At 60.3% G+C, this 17422-nt stretch carries 21 protein-coding genes; 15 read left to right on the plus strand and 6 right to left on the minus strand.

From position 1 onward, the window contains the following. Window positions 1-42: 42 nt before the first annotated feature. On the minus strand, window positions 43-912 hold the full coding sequence (gene motA, locus P0D52_RS12045) for a flagellar motor stator protein MotA (protein WP_394692896.1): 870 nt from the start codon (window positions 910-912) through the stop codon (window positions 43-45). Window positions 913-1188: 276 nt separating this feature from the next. On the opposite strand from motA, the gene P0D52_RS12050 reads away from it, so the two are divergent. Continuing rightward, entirely contained in the window at window positions 1189-2424 is a 1236-nt protein-coding gene (locus P0D52_RS12050; protein ID WP_394692897.1) for an MFS transporter, read from the plus strand. Window positions 2425-2427: 3 nt separating this feature from the next. On the opposite strand, the gene P0D52_RS12055 is transcribed toward P0D52_RS12050, so the two are convergent. The 4 genes from P0D52_RS12055 to P0D52_RS12070 are packed head-to-tail and all read right to left on the minus strand — an operon-like array spanning window position 2428 to window position 5970. Next, entirely contained in the window at window positions 2428-3225 is a 798-nt protein-coding gene (locus P0D52_RS12055; protein ID WP_394692898.1) for a sterol desaturase family protein, read from the minus strand. Between the two features lie 2 nt (window positions 3226-3227). Further along, a complete protein-coding gene (locus P0D52_RS12060; protein ID WP_394692899.1) occupies window positions 3228-4442 on the minus strand; it encodes a lytic murein transglycosylase in 1215 nt (404 codons plus the stop codon). Further along, window positions 4442-5236: a DUF1194 domain-containing protein gene (locus tag P0D52_RS12065; RefSeq protein ID WP_394692900.1), complete on the minus strand. Its 795-nt coding sequence runs from the start codon at window positions 5234-5236 to the stop codon at window positions 4442-4444. The genes P0D52_RS12060 and P0D52_RS12065 overlap by 1 nt, the downstream gene beginning before the upstream one ends. Continuing rightward, window positions 5236-5970 carry a DUF1194 domain-containing protein gene (locus P0D52_RS12070; RefSeq protein ID WP_394692901.1) on the minus strand — a complete coding sequence of 245 codons (735 nt, stop codon included), beginning with the start codon at window positions 5968-5970 and terminating at the stop codon, window positions 5236-5238. Before P0D52_RS12070 ends, P0D52_RS12065 begins: the two co-directional genes overlap by 1 nt. Window positions 5971-6134: 164 nt before the next feature. Here P0D52_RS12070 and ykgO point away from each other — a divergent pair, with 164 nt between their 5' ends. The 6 genes from ykgO (at window position 6135) to P0D52_RS12100 (ending at window position 9109) form a co-directional block, all read left to right on the plus strand. Beyond that, a complete protein-coding gene (ykgO, locus tag P0D52_RS12075) occupies window positions 6135-6260 on the plus strand; it encodes a type B 50S ribosomal protein L36 (RefSeq protein ID WP_330198477.1) in 126 nt (41 codons plus the stop codon). Between the two features lie 135 nt (window positions 6261-6395). Beyond that, window positions 6396-6926 carry a tetratricopeptide repeat protein gene (locus P0D52_RS12080; protein WP_394692902.1) on the plus strand — a complete coding sequence of 177 codons (531 nt, stop codon included), beginning with the start codon at window positions 6396-6398 and terminating at the stop codon, window positions 6924-6926. A gap of 65 nt (window positions 6927-6991) precedes the next feature. After that, a complete protein-coding gene (locus P0D52_RS12085; RefSeq protein ID WP_394692903.1) occupies window positions 6992-7834 on the plus strand; it encodes an alpha/beta fold hydrolase in 843 nt (280 codons plus the stop codon). Between the two features lie 88 nt (window positions 7835-7922). Next, window positions 7923-8201: a DUF2312 domain-containing protein gene (locus P0D52_RS12090; RefSeq protein ID WP_394692904.1), complete on the plus strand. Its 279-nt coding sequence runs from the start codon at window positions 7923-7925 to the stop codon at window positions 8199-8201. A 7-nt stretch (window positions 8202-8208) separates the two neighbouring features. Continuing rightward, window positions 8209-8658 carry a hypothetical protein gene (locus tag P0D52_RS12095; protein ID WP_394692905.1) on the plus strand — a complete coding sequence of 150 codons (450 nt, stop codon included), beginning with the start codon at window positions 8209-8211 and terminating at the stop codon, window positions 8656-8658. Beyond that, a complete protein-coding gene (locus P0D52_RS12100) occupies window positions 8645-9109 on the plus strand; it encodes an ASCH domain-containing protein (protein WP_394692906.1) in 465 nt (154 codons plus the stop codon). Before P0D52_RS12095 ends, P0D52_RS12100 begins: the two co-directional genes overlap by 14 nt. 59 nt (window positions 9110-9168) lie before the next feature. Here the strand turns inward: P0D52_RS12100 and P0D52_RS12105 are convergent, their stop codons facing one another. Further along, complete coding sequence (locus P0D52_RS12105) at window positions 9169-10623, minus strand: sigma-54-dependent transcriptional regulator (protein WP_394692907.1); 1455 nt, start codon at window positions 10621-10623, stop codon at window positions 9169-9171. A gap of 263 nt (window positions 10624-10886) precedes the next feature. Here P0D52_RS12105 and P0D52_RS12110 point away from each other — a divergent pair, with 263 nt between their 5' ends. The 8 genes from P0D52_RS12110 (at window position 10887) to P0D52_RS12145 (ending at window position 17419) form a co-directional block, all read left to right on the plus strand. Next, window positions 10887-11078 (plus strand): hypothetical protein, encoded by a 192-nt coding sequence (locus P0D52_RS12110; RefSeq protein WP_394692908.1) that lies wholly within the window; start codon window positions 10887-10889, stop codon window positions 11076-11078. Between the two features lie 65 nt (window positions 11079-11143). After that, the gene (locus P0D52_RS12115) at window positions 11144-11758 is read left to right on the plus strand and encodes a hypothetical protein (RefSeq protein WP_394692909.1); all 615 of its coding nucleotides are present in this window, start codon (window positions 11144-11146) and stop codon (window positions 11756-11758) included. 99 nt (window positions 11759-11857) lie between these two features. Further along, a complete protein-coding gene (locus tag P0D52_RS12120) occupies window positions 11858-13081 on the plus strand; it encodes an efflux RND transporter periplasmic adaptor subunit (protein ID WP_394692910.1) in 1224 nt (407 codons plus the stop codon). Next, complete coding sequence (locus tag P0D52_RS12125) at window positions 13081-13830, plus strand: ABC transporter ATP-binding protein (protein ID WP_394692911.1); 750 nt, start codon at window positions 13081-13083, stop codon at window positions 13828-13830. The genes P0D52_RS12120 and P0D52_RS12125 overlap by 1 nt, the downstream gene beginning before the upstream one ends. Beyond that, window positions 13827-15218 carry an ABC transporter permease gene (locus P0D52_RS12130; protein ID WP_394692912.1) on the plus strand — a complete coding sequence of 464 codons (1392 nt, stop codon included), beginning with the start codon at window positions 13827-13829 and terminating at the stop codon, window positions 15216-15218. Before P0D52_RS12125 ends, P0D52_RS12130 begins: the two co-directional genes overlap by 4 nt. Window positions 15219-15249: 31 nt before the next feature. After that, window positions 15250-16035 (plus strand): CPBP family intramembrane glutamic endopeptidase, encoded by a 786-nt coding sequence (locus P0D52_RS12135; RefSeq protein ID WP_394692913.1) that lies wholly within the window; start codon window positions 15250-15252, stop codon window positions 16033-16035. A 60-nt stretch (window positions 16036-16095) separates the two neighbouring features. Further along, window positions 16096-17034, plus strand: a complete 939-nt coding sequence (locus P0D52_RS12140; RefSeq protein WP_394692914.1) for an alpha/beta fold hydrolase — start codon at window positions 16096-16098, stop codon at window positions 17032-17034. Window positions 17035-17122: 88 nt separating this feature from the next. Continuing rightward, window positions 17123-17419 carry an aa3-type cytochrome c oxidase subunit IV gene (locus P0D52_RS12145; RefSeq protein WP_394692915.1) on the plus strand — a complete coding sequence of 99 codons (297 nt, stop codon included), beginning with the start codon at window positions 17123-17125 and terminating at the stop codon, window positions 17417-17419. Window positions 17420-17422: the final 3 nt, after the last annotated feature.

Raw genomic sequence — 17422 nt, forward strand, 5'->3', positions numbered from 1 at the left:
GGAGTCTAGCGAAGAACGCCGGAAGCGTCAGCTTTCCATTTGTTATGCTTCGGTCTGGATATTCCCCAGAGCCTCTTCCAGCTCCATGAAGGTCGGCTGGGCCGCGCTCGGCACGCTGCCGCGTCCGATTTCCACAGAGATCTGCGCGGCATTGCCGTGAAGGTGGGCCACCAGAACCGCCTGAATAATGGTGTAGAAGGTATGCTCCTCGTCGTAGATTTCCTTCAGGCGCGCCGCCATCGGGCCGACAAAGCCATAGGCGAGAAACACGCCGAGAAAGGTTCCGACAAGAGCCGAGCCGATCTTTGCACCCAGGACTTCCGGCGGTGAGTTGATTGCGCCCATCGTCTTGATGATGCCCAGCACCGCCGCCACAATACCGAGAGCGGGCAGTGCGTCGGCCATGTTCTGCATGGCATGCGCCGGCCCGGCGACCTCATGGTGATGCTTTTCCAGCTGGGTTTCCATCGCATCCTCGACCTGATGCGGGTCTTCCAGATTCATCGTCATCATCCGCAGCGTGTCGCAGATGAAATCGGTCGCGAAGTGATCTTTCAGAATACGCGGATAGTTCTGGAAAATCGACGAATCCTTGGGATTCTCGATATGGGCTTCCAGCGCAATCACGCCCTTGGTCTTCATGGTTTTGGTCAACTGGAACAGCAGGGCGAGGAGATCGCGATAGTCCTGCGTTTTCCATTTTGGCCCAGCGATGATCTTGGCAAAATCACCCAGCGTTTTCATCACCGTCTTGCCGGAATTACCGATGAGGAAGGCCCCGACAGCTGCGCCGCCAATCATCATCAATTCGAACGGCATGGCCGCGATAATGATATCGAAATGGCCGCCGGCCAGCGCGAACCCGCCGAATACCATGGCCAGAACCACAACTATCCCAATGATCTGAAACATCTTACGTCCACCACCCGTTGTTCTTTACCCGGCGTCCTCTTTTGACGGGACTGTCCGGTTTCGAGACGGAATATGGCGCATTAAGTTTAATGCCCGGTGTAGCGCGCGTTAGGAGGTGGTTTACAGAAAACCGGTCCGGCGGGTCTGGCCGTTATGAAATACACGGTAACCGCAATTTATGGCCGCTTGCTTTACGGCCTGCGATAACAGGCCTAAGTCACGCCCATGCCGCCCGTTTATGATCCCGCCAACCCGTCGAGCCCCGCAGAAAGGCGCATGTCTTTCCGCCTTCTCTTTCTGTGCCTGATGGCCACCGGCATCGGCAATTCCATGCTGTTTGCGATCCTGCCGCCGCTGGCGCGGGATCTGGGTGTCGCGGAAGCCTATATCGGGGCCATCTATACGATATCGGCGCTGCTTTTTCTGATCATGAGCCCGGTCTGGGGCGCGCTGTCCGACCAATATGGCCGCCGTCCCCTGATCATGTTCGGCCTGGCCAGTTTTGCGGTCTCGACACTGGTGTTTGCGGCTGCGGCGCTTGCCGGGCAAATGGGCTGGGCGCCGCCGCTGATTGCCATTTTCGGCATGGCCGCCGCCCGCGCGCTTTTTGGCGGGCTCGGCTCGGCGACCAATCCCGCCGCCCAGGCCTATGTTGCCGATCGTACCTCTCCGGGGGAAAGAACCGAGGCGCTCGCCGGTCTGACGGCTGCCTTCGGCCTGGGCGGTGTTGTCGGCCCGGCTCTGGCCGCGGCCTTTGTCGAGCGGATCGGCATTGCGCCCTTCATGGTCGCGGTGGCGATACTGGTCGCCGCAGCGGCGGTGATGGTGCGCCTCTTCCTGCCGGAGAAGACACCGCCGCGCCAGCAAGCGCGCCCAATCAATCCACTGACGCCGCTCGCTTTCGCCTTTGACAAGCGGATCGCGCCATTCTTCGCCTATGGATGCGGATTATGGCTGGTGCAGGCGATCAGCCTGCAAGCCATCGGTTTTTACGTCATGGACAAGATGGAGGTTGGCCCGGAGGAAGGCTTGCAGCTTGCCGGTGTGGCTCTGACCGCCGGTGCCGGGGCGCTGATTTTTGCCCAGCTGGTCGTGATTCCGGCGCTGAAAGCCAGTCCGCGCGCCCTGATGATCACCGGCGGTGTCTTGTCGATTTTCGCCAGCATAGAAATGGTGATCGCGGGAAATTACGCGTCCATCGTCTTTGGCTACATGCTGAGCGCGTTTGCATTTGGCCTGTCGCGATCCGGATTTGTGGGCGGGGCGTCGATTGCGGTGACGCCGGAAGAACAGGGCCGTGCCGCGGGCACGACAACCGCGACAGCGGGGCTCGGTTTTCTGATCGCACCGGTGGCCGGGCTCTGGCTCTATCAGACCTATGGACCGGAAACGCCCTACATTCTGACCGCCGGGATTGCCGCCGTTTCGGCCGTATTGGCAGTGCTGCACCCCGGCATCCGGTCTGTCACCACCATCATCCAGCCGGATATCGAACCGCGCGGGCCGATCTAGGCGCTATTTCCGGATCAGCGGCCAGGCGAGTTCGCCGCCCGCGCTGCGGTCCTCGAGGTTTTCGATTCCGTAGTCTTCCGGGTAACGGCGCGTGATGTGTGCGGTGCCAAACAACACATCCCAGAAGAAGAGCAGATTGCCGTAATTGCCCTTGTAGTGAGTCACGCCATCATCCTTGTGCATGCCGTGATGCGCAAAGTGTGTGGCCGGTGTCGAGATGGTGCGCTCGACCACCCACATGACGGGCGATAGCCATTTGATCTTGTACAAGGGCTCATCCCAGCGGATGGCGGAATGGGCCCCGAAAATCACTGTCATCTTGACCAGTAGATAGATCGCATAAACCGGCCCGAAGCCGAGGTGCACCAGCACGGCGGCAATCCACAGGCCGGGCATGAAGATGTAATAGGCAATCGCATTCCGGTAGGCGATGCGAATGCTCATATAATTTCCCGAGTGATGAGCCCGGTGAAAACTGTAGAGCCACGGGTTCGAGTGCGAGGCGCGATGCCACCAGTACTGGGTCATGTCGTCACCGACGAGGAGAATGGCGAGCATGCCCCACCAGGGCAGGCCAGCCCAGGCATTCTCGCTGCCCGGGAAGACCCAGTTCATCAGCACCGGCGCCGTGAAGAATATCGCCGGAACCGTGATCAGGATGAAGACCGGCGTGCCAATGGCCTCGATCCAGACATCCCGCGCCGTGCCTCTTTGATGCTGGAAAAAGCGGCGGGTCAGTATCTCCAGAAGCGCAAATCCGGCAAATATCAGCGGGACGAGCAGCTTCGTGTCGAACGCCACGGTCAATCGCCCGTCGATCCGGACGCCGCCAGCGTGGCGATCACCTGATCATACATGATACGTCCCGCATAGCCGTCGACCGGATAACCATTATCGCGCTGGAAGCCCATCAGCGCCCGGCGGGTATTCGGGCCGAACATGCCATCCGGCGTACCCGGATTATAGCCCAGCTCCAGCAGACCTTCCTGCAAGGCCAGCGTTTGCGACCGGGTGATCGGCGGATCATCTTCCGGCCAGTCGCCGCGAATGGTGAATTCACCGTTGAAACGCTGCGACAACAGCCAAACGCCGATACCGTAGGACGTCGAATTGTTGTAGCGCATCAGGGCCTGAAAATTCGGGAAGGTCAGGAAGGCCGGGCCTCTCCGGCCTGCCGGAAGATTCAACCGCGATGCATACATCAGCGTATCGGCTGACCAGTCTGTCCCGTCAGCCCGCGTCACGCCGCGCATCGACCATTCAGCGGTCATACGGGCAGCGCCGGGATTCCAGGTGGTGAGATCAAATGCGTCCGGAAGAATGACTTCGACGACCACAGGCGCTTCGCGTGTCCATCCGGCCTCGCTGAGGAGGTTGGCCGAGGAGGCCAGCGCATCGCCGACATTATTCCAGATGTCGATATGGCCGTCGCCGTCGAAATCGGCGGCGCGTGCGAGGTAGGTTTCCGGGATGAATTGCGTTTGTCCCATCGCCCCGGCCCATGAGCCGTAAAGCTCATCACGGGTGGCATAACCGCGATCAATCATGCGGGCTACGGCGATCAATTGCGCTTCGGCCCAGGACCGCCGGCGGCCTTCCCAGGCAAGCGTTGCGAGGGATTGCACCACATCGCGGTCACCCTGAATGGCGCCGTAGGAGCTTTCCAGTCCCCAGACGGCGACAAGAATTTCATAATCGACGCCGAAACGGTTTTCGATATTGGTCAGCATGCCGCGGCGGCCGGCGATTTCATCCGCCCCGTTTCTGACCCGGAGGCCGGAGGCGGCGATATCGAGATATTCCCACAACGGCCGGACAAATTCCGGCTGGGTCCGATCGCGTTCGATTGCGGATAATTCCGGTTCGATGCCATCCAGCATGGCGGCAACAGTGGAACTGCTTGCACCGGAGGCCTCGAGCCGGGGACGGAAATCAGCCAGCCAGTCGGCAAAACTCTCTTCTTGCGCCTGCGCCGCAACCGGCCAGACCGCAAGCAATACAGCAATGAATAAACGCATTATCCCTTATCCGTCATCTCGACCGGAAACAGCCCGGCAATTTCGATAATAAGCTTTCTTCGCAAGGCTTCCACGAAATCTTCGTGTGTGCGGCTGGGTAAAACAAAAGATCGTGGCCCAACGATGACGTGGTTCTCAAAATACCGTGCGACATCAATGTTCACTGGCGGGCGGAACGGGTTTTGCCGATCGTTCTGCATGGAGATGCCATTGATGGTGATCTCGGCGGCTTCCGCCGCTGCGCGTGCATCCGGCAGGCTGGGGCCGGCATTCTGCGGTCCGTCACCCGACAGATCGATGACCCGGCGAATACCCTGATAGGGGTTGGATTCGATCAGCTGAACCGAATTGGAGAGCGCGGCACCGATGGCGGTGCGGCGGCCGGACACAAAGTCGGCCTCGGCGAGAACCGCAGCGAAGGCCAGAGCGTCCGCTTCCGTCTCGATCACCGTCCACGGCGCCACAACGCGCTGGAAGTCGGCATCCGCCCATTCCAGATACATCACCGCGATCCGGCCATGTCCTCCGGCCTGAATGGAGGAAATGACATCGGGATCTGCCAGGGCCTGCACATGACCGCGGCGCTGTTGCAGCGCTTCCATCTCATCAATGGACGCTGACACATCGACGGCGAACACCAGTTCCAGATCGACAATCAGCCGGCCGTCCTCGGTATATTGACGCTCCCGAACGAGACTGTCTTCGCCGGCATAGGCCGACGGATCTGAAAAATATTGCGCGCAGGCGGGCGATGCGACCGCCACGCACGCCAACGCTATGACCGCCCAACGCATCACGGCGCGGCCTGGACCAGCTCGGCCGGCGCGGGTGCCGCACCGGCGATCTCCAGCGTCATCTTGCGCAGAATGGCGGTTCGGAACTCGTCTGCCGTGCGGGCGGCCAGCACGAAGGCGCCCGGTCCGGTAATCACATTTTCTTCGAAATAGGCATCCAGATTGACTTCAACCGGACGCACCCAGCGGCCGGGCTGGTCGGTGATGACCGGCAAACCATTGACGATGATCCGGGCCTCGTCCGCCATGGCGCGGGCTTCATCAAGCGCCATGCCCTGATTTTGCGGCCCGTCGCCGGAGATATCGATCAGGCGGCGATAGCCCTGATACTGATTGGTCTCGATCCGGCGCACCGAATCGGCAATGGCCGCCCCGATGGCAGTGTAATGACCGCGCTCCAGAGGCGCGGCGGCAACAATGGCAGCGAACTCCAGCGCGTCTTCCTCAGAGGCGATCACTGTCCAGTCCGCAGCCGCGCGCTGGAAGCGCGAATCGGCCCATTCGACATAGGTGACCGCAATCCGGCCCAGCGGACCGCCCTCGATCGCCGAAATCACATCGGGATGGGCGAGCGCCGCGACATAGCCTTCGCGCTGACGCCGGGCCTCGTCTTCATCTACGGAATAGGAGATATCGACCGCGAGCACGAGCTCGAGATCAACCTCGATCATGTCCTGCGCCGCCGCCTCCATGGCAGGGAACAGTCCGAACAGAATGGCTATGATCTTGCGCATGGCGCGGGAAGCTAGGCGCGGTTGATCGCAAGGGCAACTAACGGGTTTGTAAGGCGCTGATTTTTGCCGCCTGATCCGGTTGACAATATGCAGCCCGCCCCGTAGATACCGCGCCTCTCCGGCGACTGCGCCGGGTTTTTTGTTGAAATCACAGGGCCAGTCCGATGAAAGTTCGCAGCTCGATCAAATCGCTGAAAAACCGCCACGCCGCCTGTCAGGTTGTGCGTCGCCGCGGCCGTGTCTTCGTGATCAACAAGAAAGACCCGCGTTTCAAGGCGCGCGCCGGCTAGTCTGGCTGCCGACAGGAAATGCGTTGCGCCCCGGTTTTGCCGGGGCTTTTTTGATTCCGGCACCGGCATTAAACTTCATACAGGCACGGTGCGCCCCGCTGGACCTCAGCGCAAAGCCGCTTATCTTCTGCGCTCATGAAAGCCCTGATCCTCGCCCTTCTGATCCAGACACTGCCTTTCCAGACGCCGCAAGAGCGCCTCAGCGAAAGGCTGGACAACCTGCAATCCGCCAATCCGGAGCAGGCGACGCCGCTGGTCGATGAAATCCTGGCGCTGTGGGCGACATCCGGCAGCGATACGATTGATCTTCTGATGGATCGCGGTGAAACCGCCATGGCCGCTGAAAATGCCGACATTGCCGCGCGCATGTTCGATCATGTCACCCGTCTGGAGCCGGATTATGCCGAAGGCTGGCTGCGGGCGGCGCAGGTGGCCTTTGAAATGAATGACTATAGCTATGCGCTGGAAGCCCTGAATACGACGCTGGCGCTGGAGCCGCGGCGCTTTGATGCCTACTATCTACTCGGGGCCACTCTGGAAGCGGCCGAGCAACCGGAAGCCGCGCTGGAGGCCTATCAGGAAGCGCTGACCATCTATCCGGCGTATGAATTGGCCGGACGCGGTGCCGCCCGCATGCGCGCGCAGTTGACCGGGCGGGCGCTTTGATTTTTCGAACGGCATCGATTTTCCTCTTAATCCTGTTTTTCCTGCCCACAGCCCTGGCTGACGATATGCCCCCTGCCGGACAATTTGTTGACATCGACGAGGCCCGAATTCGCTATGTCGAGGAAGGCTCCGGGCCAGACGTGCTGATTCTGCATGGCGCCTCTTCCAACGCCGAGGACATGCGCCTGGCGCTGAGCGGGCATCTGGACGGGTTTCGCGCTGTCTATGTCGACCGCCCGGGCCTGGGCTGGAGCGAGCGGCCGGATGTGGCCTGGACTCCGGAACGCGAAGCGGCCCTGCTGGCCGAGTTGATCCAGCGTCTCGATATGGATGCCCCCGTGGTTGTGGGTCATTCCTGGGGCGGGGCCATCACCATGCGGCTGGCCATTGATCATGGCGATGATCTTTCCGGCATTGTGCTGATCGGCGCGCCGCTGCATTCCGGCGTCGGCGAGGCCGCCTGGTATAATCGCGCCTCCCGCTGGTTCGGGATCGGGCCGATTATCACGCGCATCATCATCCCGCTGGTCGGCCCGTCGCGGATTGAAGCGGGGCTGGAAGAGACTTTCCACCCGCAACCCGTTCCGGATGGTTATGCCGAAGCCGTACAGGTTAACCGCATCTTCCGCACCAGTGTTTTCAAGGCGAATGCCGAGGATATGGCACAGGTCAATGATCATCTGGCCCGGCAGGAAGACCTGTATTCCAGCCTTGATCTGCCAACGGTCTTTCTCGCCGGAGAATCCGACCGGGTGGTTTATACGGATCGCCATTCGCGGCCGGTGGCGGCCACCATGCCCAATGCCGAACTGATCGTCCGCGAGGACTGGGGGCATATGCTGCACCATTCTGCGCCAGATGTCGTCGCGGACGCAGTGCGCCGCCTTCATGGAAATGATGCCAACTGATTTTGGCGCTGATGGCGCGCTTGAGGAATCGGTTGACGGCCCCTAGCTTGCGGCCTTCAATTCAACCTGACTGATCAGAGGCCGCGCCATGGATGATGCATCCCAATCTGCCGTTACGGACAATTCTCACTCCATCGGCGAAGCCGCGCGCGAGCAATTGAAGGCTTTCGTGGCGCGTATCGAGCGTCTGGAAGAAGACAAGAAGCAGGTGATGGACGATACCAAGGAAGTCTATGCCGAGGCGAAATCCATGGGCTATGACACCAAAATCCTCCGGCGCGTCGTCGCCCTGCGCAAAATCGACCGCAATGAGCGGCAGGAAACCGAAGCCCTGCTTGAGCTCTATCTGGGCGCGGTCGAGGGCTGAGCCCGGATTGACGCGCGAGGTCGACCCCAAGAAGACCCGCAAGGCGCTCCGCCGCCTCGAACGCACACGTCGGAAAATCGCCGAGAAAAAGGGCGAAGACACGCTTTCCGAATGGGAAGACGAGTTCATCACCTCGGTCGGCGACCGGCTGGAAACCTATGGCTCGGCCTTCAACGACCCGGACAAGGGCAGACTGGACGAAGCCCTCTCCGGCCTGCAGGCCGTCAAGCTGCGCGAGATCGAAAAGAAAGCCGACGGCAAGGCCCGCAAGCCGATGAACCGCGGCAGGGGCTTCAAGCACTCCTCATTCAAGTCGAAAGCCAGATCGTCCGGCCCGCGCGTGCGGGATATCAACGAGGATGTCGGGGACGATACGGCCACCGAACCGCCCTCTCCGCCGCGCCCGTCCGGCCCGCCGCAGCTGCGCGTGATCAAGGGTGGGGATGATGACGCCTGATCAGCAGTCTTTCTGGGCACGGTTCTGCGCCGAGACCGGGCATTCCGGCGAACCGTTTGATGTCGATCAGTTCGGCGACAGTGAAGTGTTGGCGGATGAATTGCTCGGCCTTGTCCTGATCGGACAGAAGCAGGCTACCTGCGCGCTGGCCCGCTGGTACGAGCAGCCGGGCGCGCGATTTCCGGAGCCCGGCGATCTGTCGCTCATTCTGGATGGACGCGGTCAACCGGCCTGCGTGATCCGAACGACCTCCGTCGAGATCAAGCCGGTGCGGGAAGCGGATGCGCAATTTGCCTGGGATGAGGGCGAAGGCGACCGGTCGTTCAAATGGTGGAAAGAGGCGCATCTAGCCTATTGGCAACGCGAGGCGGCGCGGGAAGGCTTTGAATTTTCCGAGAACCTTGACGCCTGCTTTGAACGCTTCGAGCTGGTGTGGTCACCCGCCGGCTAGCGGTCAAAAGAAAACCCCCGGAATCGTCCGGGGGTTCAGTTGCACCAATTTCTGTTGGTTCAGGCCGTGCGCGCCTGATCCACATCGAGGTCGTATTCCCGAACCTTGCGATAGAGGGTTGATCGGCCCAGCCCCAGCCGGCGGGCAACTTCGGCCATACGTCCGGCGTAGGTTTCAATGGCAAATTCGATCAGATCCCGCTCGATCGATTCCAGCGGCCGCAAATGCCCGCCCTCATCCATGATCGGCACGGGCGGCAGTTCTTCGGGCGCACCGGCATGTTCGAACGCCATGTTGTCACCCGGCAAGGGCGGAGGTGGCAGATCGGCCGGATCGGCAACGACGCCGGAAATCTGCGGGAAATCCTCGGGTTTGAGATAATCGCCCTCACACAGGACGACGGCGCGGAAGACCGTGTTTTCGAGCTGACGGACATTGCCTGGCCATTCGAAGGCCGCGAGCATCGCCATCGTCTCCGGGGCGGCATCTACCACGGCGCGGTTTTCCTGCGCGTTGAAGCGCGTAATAAAATGGCGAACCAGCGCGGAAATGTCTTCCTTGCGGGAACGCAGCGACGGCACTTCGATCGGGAACACATTCAACCGATAGAAAAGGTCTTCGCGGAACCGTCCGGCCTCGACTTCTTCAGTGAGATCGCGATTGGTCGCCGAGATGATACGGACATCCACCTTGACCGGGCGCTTTGAACCGACCGGGTCAACCTCGCCCTCTTGCAGAGCGCGCAGCAGCTTGACCTGCATGTCGAGCGGCAATTCGCCGATCTCGTCGAGGAAGAGCGTGCCGCCATCGGCCTCCTGGAATTTGCCCATATGCTTGCCGGTCGCGCCGGTGAAGGAGCCCTTCTCGTGACCGAAAAGCGTGGATTCCACCAGATTGGCCGGAATGGCGCCGCAGTTGACCGCGACGAAGGGCTTGTCGGCACGCTCGGAGGCGGCGCGGATGGCGCCTGCCACCAATTCCTTACCGACACCGCTTTCCCCGGTGATGAGGATCGGGATCGTCGACGCCGCCGCGCGCTGGCCCAGGCGAACCACCTGGCGCATGGCGGGCGCACCCGCAATCATGTCTTCAAAGCCCAGTGACCCGCCGACCGTCTTCTTGGTGAGACGTTTCACTTCTCCGGTCAGGGTTTGCATCTTCAGCGCATTGCGCACCGATACAGTGATCCGTTCGGGGCTGGCCGGCTTGATGAAGAAATCGGCTGCGCCGGCCCGCATCGCGGCGACAACGGTTTCAATCCCGCCATGCGCCGTCAGAACGATGACCGGCGTATCAATGCCCTTGCGCTGAACCGCATCGAGCACGTCCATCCCGTCCATGCCCGGCATGACCAGGTCCAGCAGCATGACGTCCACCCCGCCACGCGCCAGGACATCCATCGCGGCTTCGCCACTGTCGGCGGACGCGACTTCAAAACCCTGCTTTTCGATGACCGCCTGCAACAGGCGGCGTTGCGTCGGATCGTCGTCGACGATCAGCACCGTTTTTGCCATCTCACCCAAGCCCTTTCGGCTACCCAATAATTCAATTGCCGGGCCTTTGGCCTCTCCCTCCCCGGAGTTGTCTCTGGTCGAGGGGGCAATCCATCCGGGTGCCGTTATGGGACATGGGTAGTAAAATTCACGCTAAGACGCCGGTGACCAAGCGTTAAGCATAACTGTCAACAGGTGAGTGATAATCGTCAATTCGATTTATAGTTGCATATAATATCAAAAGTTGTATTTCTGACTCTGTTACCAACAGGGGAGAAATCACCTTGAAAATCGGAAAAGCCCTTCTGGGCGGTATTGTCGCCGTTCTGGCATCATCGTCGATGGCGATTGCCACGCAATGCGCGTCTGCGTGTATTGTGATGTGTGAGGGGCATGTCGGCGCCCAGTGGTATACTTGTTACAACCAGTGCTATGGTTTCTGCACCACCAATCAGCTTCCGCCCGGCGGGAACTGATCCTGAAACTGCAGATTGCGGGTGGATTCCGACAATCCACCCGCCTGTTCTGAATAGGTGCGGAAATGATCAACCTTCTCCTACTGGGCCTGTTGCCGACGACGGAATGCCTGCCCCTCACCGATGCGGAACCGCTCAACGCAGGGGATGCGTTTCACTACGAAGGCACAATGAATGGCCAGCCCTTGAGCATCGTCATGCGAATGGAGATTGTTTCAATGCGCGGGCTCCAGACGACCTTCCGGCAGGGGGGTGGGCCATCGGATGACGCCATTGAAATGTCGCAAGGCACCCCGATCCGCGGAATATCAGGGCCGACTTTCCCTCGATCCGTTTCGGGAGGCGGGCGCGACCGTCAATGGTCTTATAGCCCGGACCCGGAGTCGGTTCTGGCCAGCCTCCAGCCAGGCGAAAGCCGGGAAATCTTCGTGCACGAGCGGAGTAGCGCCGCTGGCGAGCGCTATCAGATCGAGTTGACATTCACGGGCTGTGAGAGCCTGGACATTGACGGATCGCCAAGGCCCGCCAACGTCTATCGGATCATTCAAATGAGTGATGACGAGCAGATCCTCCAGAATCGCGAGGTCTGGCTGGATCGTGATAGCGGGTGGTGGTTAGGCGAAACAGATCATGTTTCCGGGGTCGAAACCTTTGCGAGCAGTGCTTTCACCTCAGACTAACCCTGCCGTTGAAATGGGTTATCCAGCCTGCCGTTTTTCGCCTTAAACTTGCATATTGCGATTTTGGGCATAAACTGCGCCTGATTAGGGGTAGGAAATATGTTGAGACAGGCGAAGCCACTCTTCATTCTGGCAAGCATTGCGCTTGCTGCCTGCGACCCGCGCGCCGGTGCCGATCATCCCAGATTTGTAACAGAGACCGTCTCATTCGGAGATATCCGAGATGTTGTACCCGCTGTCGGGGAAATTCGTCCGGCCGGTCAGGTAGAAGTAGGTGCGGAGATCACCGGGCGCGTCATCGAAATACTCGCCGACTTTGACGATTCCGTAGAGGCAGGCGAGTTACTCGCACGCCTTGATCCGGCTCCCTATCGGGCAAGACTCGATCAGGCTGAAGCCAGTTTGCGGACCGCCAATGCCAGCGTGGCCGCAGCTCGCGCCGAGCGGGACAATGCCCTGAACGAACTGCAAAGAGCCCGTGAACTTGCCCAGCGCGGAACCGCGCCGGTCAATCTGGTAGAAACGCGGGAGTTCGCGCTGGCGACCCTCAATGCCCGCCTCGAGCAAGCCGTAGCGGAGGTGGAGCTGGCGACGAGCCGGGTTGAACAGGCACGGATTGATCTCAGCCGAACCGAAATCCACAGCCCCATTGACGGCTTCATTCAGGATCGCCGGATCGAGGCTGGCCAGATCGTTTCCGCGGCCCAGTCCACTCCAACGCTTTTTATCGTTTCCTCCGATCTTTCAAATGTCGTGATCGAGGCGCTGGTCGCCGAAAATGATATCGGACGGATCGAGGAGGGGCTGGAAGTCCGCTTTACGGTCGAAGCCTATCCCAATGAGGAGTTCTATGGCGTATCCGGGCCGGTGCGACGTGCACCGCGTCAACGCGGGCGCTTTGTATCCTACCCGGTGATGATCGAGGCCTCCGACCCTCAGCAACGCCTGTTGCCTGGAATGACGGCTTCGGTTGAATTTGTTCACTCGGAGGCTCGCTCCGTTTTGCGAATTCCAATTGAAGCCCTGTCGACTTTTCCGGTCGGCTGGTGCCCGGATGAAGGGATCAGTTTCGACGATATCAATGCCACCCCGGGATATGATGCAGCGCAGATGTCAACTGCGGATCGATGCGCCGCCTATGTCGGAATTCTGGGTGCCCAGCTGATTATTGCCGGACAACGCCGCGTCTTTGTTCTGGAAGACGGTGAGCCGCAAATGCGCCGGGTTCGTCTCGGCGCCGAGGATGATCAGTTTGTCGAGGTCGTCGATGGCGACCTTCTTGTCGGCGACCCGGTTCTGACAAGAGACCGGGAGCGGTTCTGATGGAGTCGGCGGAGAGCTGCCGCCCGCCGTGGGTGCTCTTTTTCGAGGGCCTCAATCACTCCTACAAGGATCTGGAACGCGAACACACTGTCTGGTTTTCGTCACCCCAACGATTCGAGTTCAAACCGCAGGATATCACATTGCTCGTCGGCCGGTCCGGCTCTGGCAAATCAACCCTTCTCAACCTGATCGGCGGGCTGGACCTGCCACAGGGCGGTCAGTTGCGAATCCGTTGGGATGTGCACCAGCAAGCCAAGCAGAGAGACATGCCACGTGACCATCGCGGCCTGGCACATTATCGCCGCGAAAAAGTCTGCTACCTCTTTCAGGACGGTGGGCTGATCGAGGAAATGAGCGTGATGGAGAACGTCATGCTGCCGCTTCGCTATGCAGCCGCGAACGCCAGAGAAAGCCGTGAAGCCTGCCGGCGCGCACTGGAGCGGGTGGGACTGGCCGACAAGATCGGCAAGCATATCTCGCAACTGTCGGGCGGCGAACGTCACCGCGTTGGCCTTGCCCGCACGATAGCGCGGCGGGCGGAAATTGTTATTTGCGATGAACCAACCGCCGCACTGGATAAAGACACCGGCCAGCTGGTGCGCAAAATTCTGGAAGAAGAAGCCGAGCGCGGCGCGTGTGTCTTCATTGCCACGCACGACCCGGTCCTGATTGAAGCGAATATCGCAAACTACATTATTGAGCTGGATGAAGGATGCGCGCGCGTCAGAAAATGCCGGCGTAACGCATGACCCGGCGCATGACGGAGCCGGAAGTTTCCGAAGGGCTGCCAATCAGGCCTGAGAACCGCGTACGCCGCCTGATTTCTCTGACGTTTCATGGACTCACATACCTGCCCTTGCGGATCGCCCGCATCCTGAAACTCATCGTGTTGTGGCTGTTGGCCGCCCCTCCAAAAGCCGTCACGCGCGGCCCTCACTTGTTTCGTTTGGCCGTGGTGGCGATGTCCGGCCGGCCTGTACGCTCAGTCATGATGACATTGACGATCGGAGCCGGGGTGGCCGTCGTTACGTTATCGGCCGCTGTCATTTCCGGCTTCGGTCACGAGATCGAGCGATTATCTTTCGGAGCCTATGCCCGGTCGCTTGTGATCACCCCTAATGTGCTGGCATCGGATCAAGCCCGCTTCAGCCGCCTGACTGATCTTGATCGTCTTATCGAAGGCATAGGCGAGGATCTTATAGAGGGTAGCGCCGCCTGGCGCATTGCATATCAGGTACCGGTGAGCATCCAGGGACGCCGTGCCGACCTCACCGTTTTTGGCGTGCGCGGCGATTATCGCTACGAAGCGGATATGGATGTCGCACAGGGACGTGCTTTCACCGCCTCTGAACTGGAGACTTCCGCCCGGCAATGCATGTTGGGCGCCGGCGCCGCAGCGGCGCTATTTCCCGATAGCCGCGCAGCGGGCCAGACCATTCGTGTCGACGGGGTCAATTGTTATATTCAAGGCGTTTTTGAACCCGGCGATACACTGGTTGCGGCACGGTATTCGAACGCGATCATCGCGCCTTTCGATTCCGCTGCACGGTACTTCATGTCGCAGAACACGCTAGCGCCTAATGAGGCCAGCCGCCTGACCGTGGTGTTACGCGACCGCGAATCCCTGCATTGGGCGCGTAACAGAGCCGACCGGATTCTGCGGCGCCAGCACGGCGTTCCCCAATCCCAGGCCTCGCCATTCCGCTTTGCCGACCCCTCGGCACCAACGGCCAACATGGAGCAGCAACGCGATTTGCTATCCCGCTTGCTGATCGCCGTCGCCAGCGGGGCAATGATGGCGGCGATCATCGGCTATGGCGCATCCAGCTGGACACTGGCCGAACTCCGCCGCAGGAATATCGGCTTGCAAATGACGCTCGGCGCATCAGCGGGCGATATCTTCGTGCAATTCATTCTGGAAAATATCTTTCTGGGCACGCTCGGCGGGATATGCGGCATAGCAATTGCGCTGCTGCTGGGCATTCCAACGGCCGACTGGCTGGGATGGCCGGTGCAGTTCGATTACCCGGTGATCATAGCGTCCGTCGTGCTCGGCACTATAGCAGGCGTGCTGGCCGGCTACGCGGCATCCAGCCGAGCGGCGACGACACTGCCGGCTCAATCCGCACGCGCTTGACCGGGGCACGACCCGCCATCATTAGGATGGCATGAGTACGCCACCTCCTCCCTTCGGCTATCGGCAGCCGCCGCGCGCGCGCAACCCGTTCGAGCCACATGATCCGATGTTCCGGTATTTTCAGAAGGCGCAGCCGGATACCGGGCTCTTCTGGCTGGCTGTATGGACATTGGGGTCGCTGGCCACCGGCTATCTGGCCAGTATCACTGCCACTGCACTGATCCTGCTGGGAGGCGTACCGGAAGAGGGTGTCGCAGACATGCTCTTCCGGTCCTATTACGCGCTCTACATGGCGATGGAGGTTGGCTTTCTCTGGCTGTTTGCAGCCTGGCTCGCACCGCAGGGGCTGACCCATGCCGTCTTTGACCTTCGCCCGGTGCGCTGGGTGATCGAGACCGGGTATGGCCTTGTCCTGTTCGCGATCGGTATGATCTTTTCCGTCACGGCGGTGGATGTCCTTCTTCCCGTCCTGCCGGTTACGCCATCGGCGCCGGACGAATTGTATTCTCATGGCGGCGTGATCGGTGCGCTTCTGGTGACGGCGACGGTCATCATCTTTGCGCCGATCGTGGAAGAGCTGGTCATGCGCGGCTGGCTCTTGCCCATGCTGGTGGCGCGGATGGGCGGCTGGATCCTGCCTCTGGTGGTCACATCCCTTGCCTTCGGCCTTTTGCACTTTGCCATAGGCATGGAGACGGTGATCTACACAAGTGTTCTGGGATTTGCGGCCGGTATGGCGCGGCGGATGACCGGGCGGTTATGGGCGCCGATTGTGGTCCATTTCGCCAATAATGTGTTTGCCTCCCTGCCCTTCTGACGTTGACGTAAAGGGCAAAACCGAATTGACGCACTGCACAATCGGGGCTAGCCGATAAGCATGTCTACTGCCTCGAATGCGCTCCGCGAAATCCGCCCGCCGCTTGAAAGCTTCAAGGGCGAGATGCCGCCACATCCGGTCTGGTTTGAAAAAGCGCTGGCCATGCCCACAGAAGCCGGGCGCGTAACTGTCGAAGGTGCCGAGATCGTCTGGAAGGCCTGGGGCGACCGGGGTCAGCGGGGCGTGATCCTTGTTCATGGCGGGGTCGCTCACAAGCAATGGTGGGATGCGATTGCCCCTTTCATCTCGGAAGGCCGCCACGTTGTCGCGATTGACCTGTCCGGCATGGGCGATAGCGGCCATCGCGATGTCTATCGTATGCCGCTCTATGCTCAGGAAGTGAAAGCGGTTGCGCACGACGCCGGGCTGTTCGACGCCGGCAAGCCCTTTGTCGTCGGTCATTCCTTCGGTGGCTTTGTGACTATGGTGTCGTCCATGGAATTTGGCGATGAACTGGCCGGCGCGATCATTCTCGATTCGCCTGTGCGCCCGCCGGAAGAGCAACGCTCCTCTTCACCGCCGCAGCGCGGCGGAAAGACTTATGAGAAGCTTGAAACCGCCATTGCCCGTTTCCGCCTGCTGCCGCCCCAGCCCTGCGAGACGGTGTATGTCGTCGACCATATTGCCCGCAATTCGCTGAAAGCCGTCGAAGGCGGATGGAGCTGGAAGTTTGATCCCAATCTCTGGGCCAAGCTGGAGTATCAAAGACGCGACCCGGAAGTCCTGCGTGATTCCGCAAAATGCCCGCTGGCATTTTTCCGGGGTTCGGACACCTCGCTCGTCACCGATGAAATCTGGACATTCATGCGTGATACTTTCGGCCCCGATACGCCGATGATCTCCATTCCCGATGCCCAGCACCATCTGATTCTGGATCAGCCACTGGCTGTAGCCTCGGCTCTGGAAACGCTGATGCAATCGGGTTGGGGCCAGCGCTGACACGCCGCATCGCTAAAGACTTGGCGGACGCGAAACAGCGTGATAATCCGCTTTTCAAATCGGTCCAGACCTGCAGGGGGATTCAAGAATGGCTGAATATCAACGCGGCACGATGGAAGTCACCGAGCAAGCGCGTACGTTTTCGAGCTTCATCGGCATGTCCGTCTGGTTTGGCGGTCTGACCGTTCTGACGATCCTGTTTCTGGCACTCACCTTTGCCGCCCATGTCGGCTGGATGGTGTCGCTCATCATCACCACGATTGTCGGTATCCTGATGGGTCTGGCGCTGGGCCTGAAAGCCAACTGGTATGCGACCGTGATCGGTTTTGCGGCTGTGAGCTTCTTTTCTGCCATCATTGCCAGCCTGGTCGGGATGATGCTCTAGGCG

The sequence above is a fragment of the Hyphobacterium sp. genome (assembly GCF_043584775.1).
Classification (GTDB): Bacteria; Pseudomonadota; Alphaproteobacteria; order Caulobacterales; family Maricaulaceae; genus Hyphobacterium.

Excerpts from the sequence above, each read along its gene's own strand:
- P0D52_RS12070 (WP_394692901.1), bottom strand. The coding sequence starts at position 5,970 with ATGCGCAAGATCATAGCCATTCTGTTCGGACTGTTCCCTGCCATGGAG.
- P0D52_RS12100 (WP_394692906.1), top strand. The coding sequence starts at position 8,645 with ATGATGACGCCTGATCAGCAGTCTTTCTGGGCACGGTTCTGCGCCGAG.
- P0D52_RS12105 (WP_394692907.1), bottom strand. The coding sequence starts at position 10,623 with ATGGCAAAAACGGTGCTGATCGTCGACGACGATCCGACGCAACGCCGC.
- P0D52_RS12135 (WP_394692913.1), top strand. The coding sequence starts at position 15,250 with ATGAGTACGCCACCTCCTCCCTTCGGCTATCGGCAGCCGCCGCGCGCG.
- motA (WP_394692896.1), bottom strand. The coding sequence starts at position 912 with ATGTTTCAGATCATTGGGATAGTTGTGGTTCTGGCCATGGTATTCGGC.
- P0D52_RS12140 (WP_394692914.1), top strand. The coding sequence starts at position 16,096 with ATGTCTACTGCCTCGAATGCGCTCCGCGAAATCCGCCCGCCGCTTGAA.
- P0D52_RS12115 (WP_394692909.1), top strand. The coding sequence starts at position 11,144 with ATGATCAACCTTCTCCTACTGGGCCTGTTGCCGACGACGGAATGCCTG.
- P0D52_RS12120 (WP_394692910.1), top strand. The coding sequence starts at position 11,858 with ATGTTGAGACAGGCGAAGCCACTCTTCATTCTGGCAAGCATTGCGCTT.
- ykgO (WP_330198477.1), top strand. The coding sequence starts at position 6,135 with ATGAAAGTTCGCAGCTCGATCAAATCGCTGAAAAACCGCCACGCCGCC.
- P0D52_RS12145 (WP_394692915.1), top strand. The coding sequence starts at position 17,123 with ATGGCTGAATATCAACGCGGCACGATGGAAGTCACCGAGCAAGCGCGT.
- P0D52_RS12090 (WP_394692904.1), top strand. The coding sequence starts at position 7,923 with ATGGATGATGCATCCCAATCTGCCGTTACGGACAATTCTCACTCCATC.
- P0D52_RS12065 (WP_394692900.1), bottom strand. The coding sequence starts at position 5,236 with ATGCGTTGGGCGGTCATAGCGTTGGCGTGCGTGGCGGTCGCATCGCCC.
- P0D52_RS12050 (WP_394692897.1), top strand. The coding sequence starts at position 1,189 with ATGTCTTTCCGCCTTCTCTTTCTGTGCCTGATGGCCACCGGCATCGGC.
- P0D52_RS12060 (WP_394692899.1), bottom strand. The coding sequence starts at position 4,442 with ATGCGTTTATTCATTGCTGTATTGCTTGCGGTCTGGCCGGTTGCGGCG.
- P0D52_RS12080 (WP_394692902.1), top strand. The coding sequence starts at position 6,396 with ATGAAAGCCCTGATCCTCGCCCTTCTGATCCAGACACTGCCTTTCCAG.
- P0D52_RS12085 (WP_394692903.1), top strand. The coding sequence starts at position 6,992 with ATGCCCCCTGCCGGACAATTTGTTGACATCGACGAGGCCCGAATTCGC.
- P0D52_RS12130 (WP_394692912.1), top strand. The coding sequence starts at position 13,827 with ATGACCCGGCGCATGACGGAGCCGGAAGTTTCCGAAGGGCTGCCAATC.
- P0D52_RS12125 (WP_394692911.1), top strand. The coding sequence starts at position 13,081 with ATGGAGTCGGCGGAGAGCTGCCGCCCGCCGTGGGTGCTCTTTTTCGAG.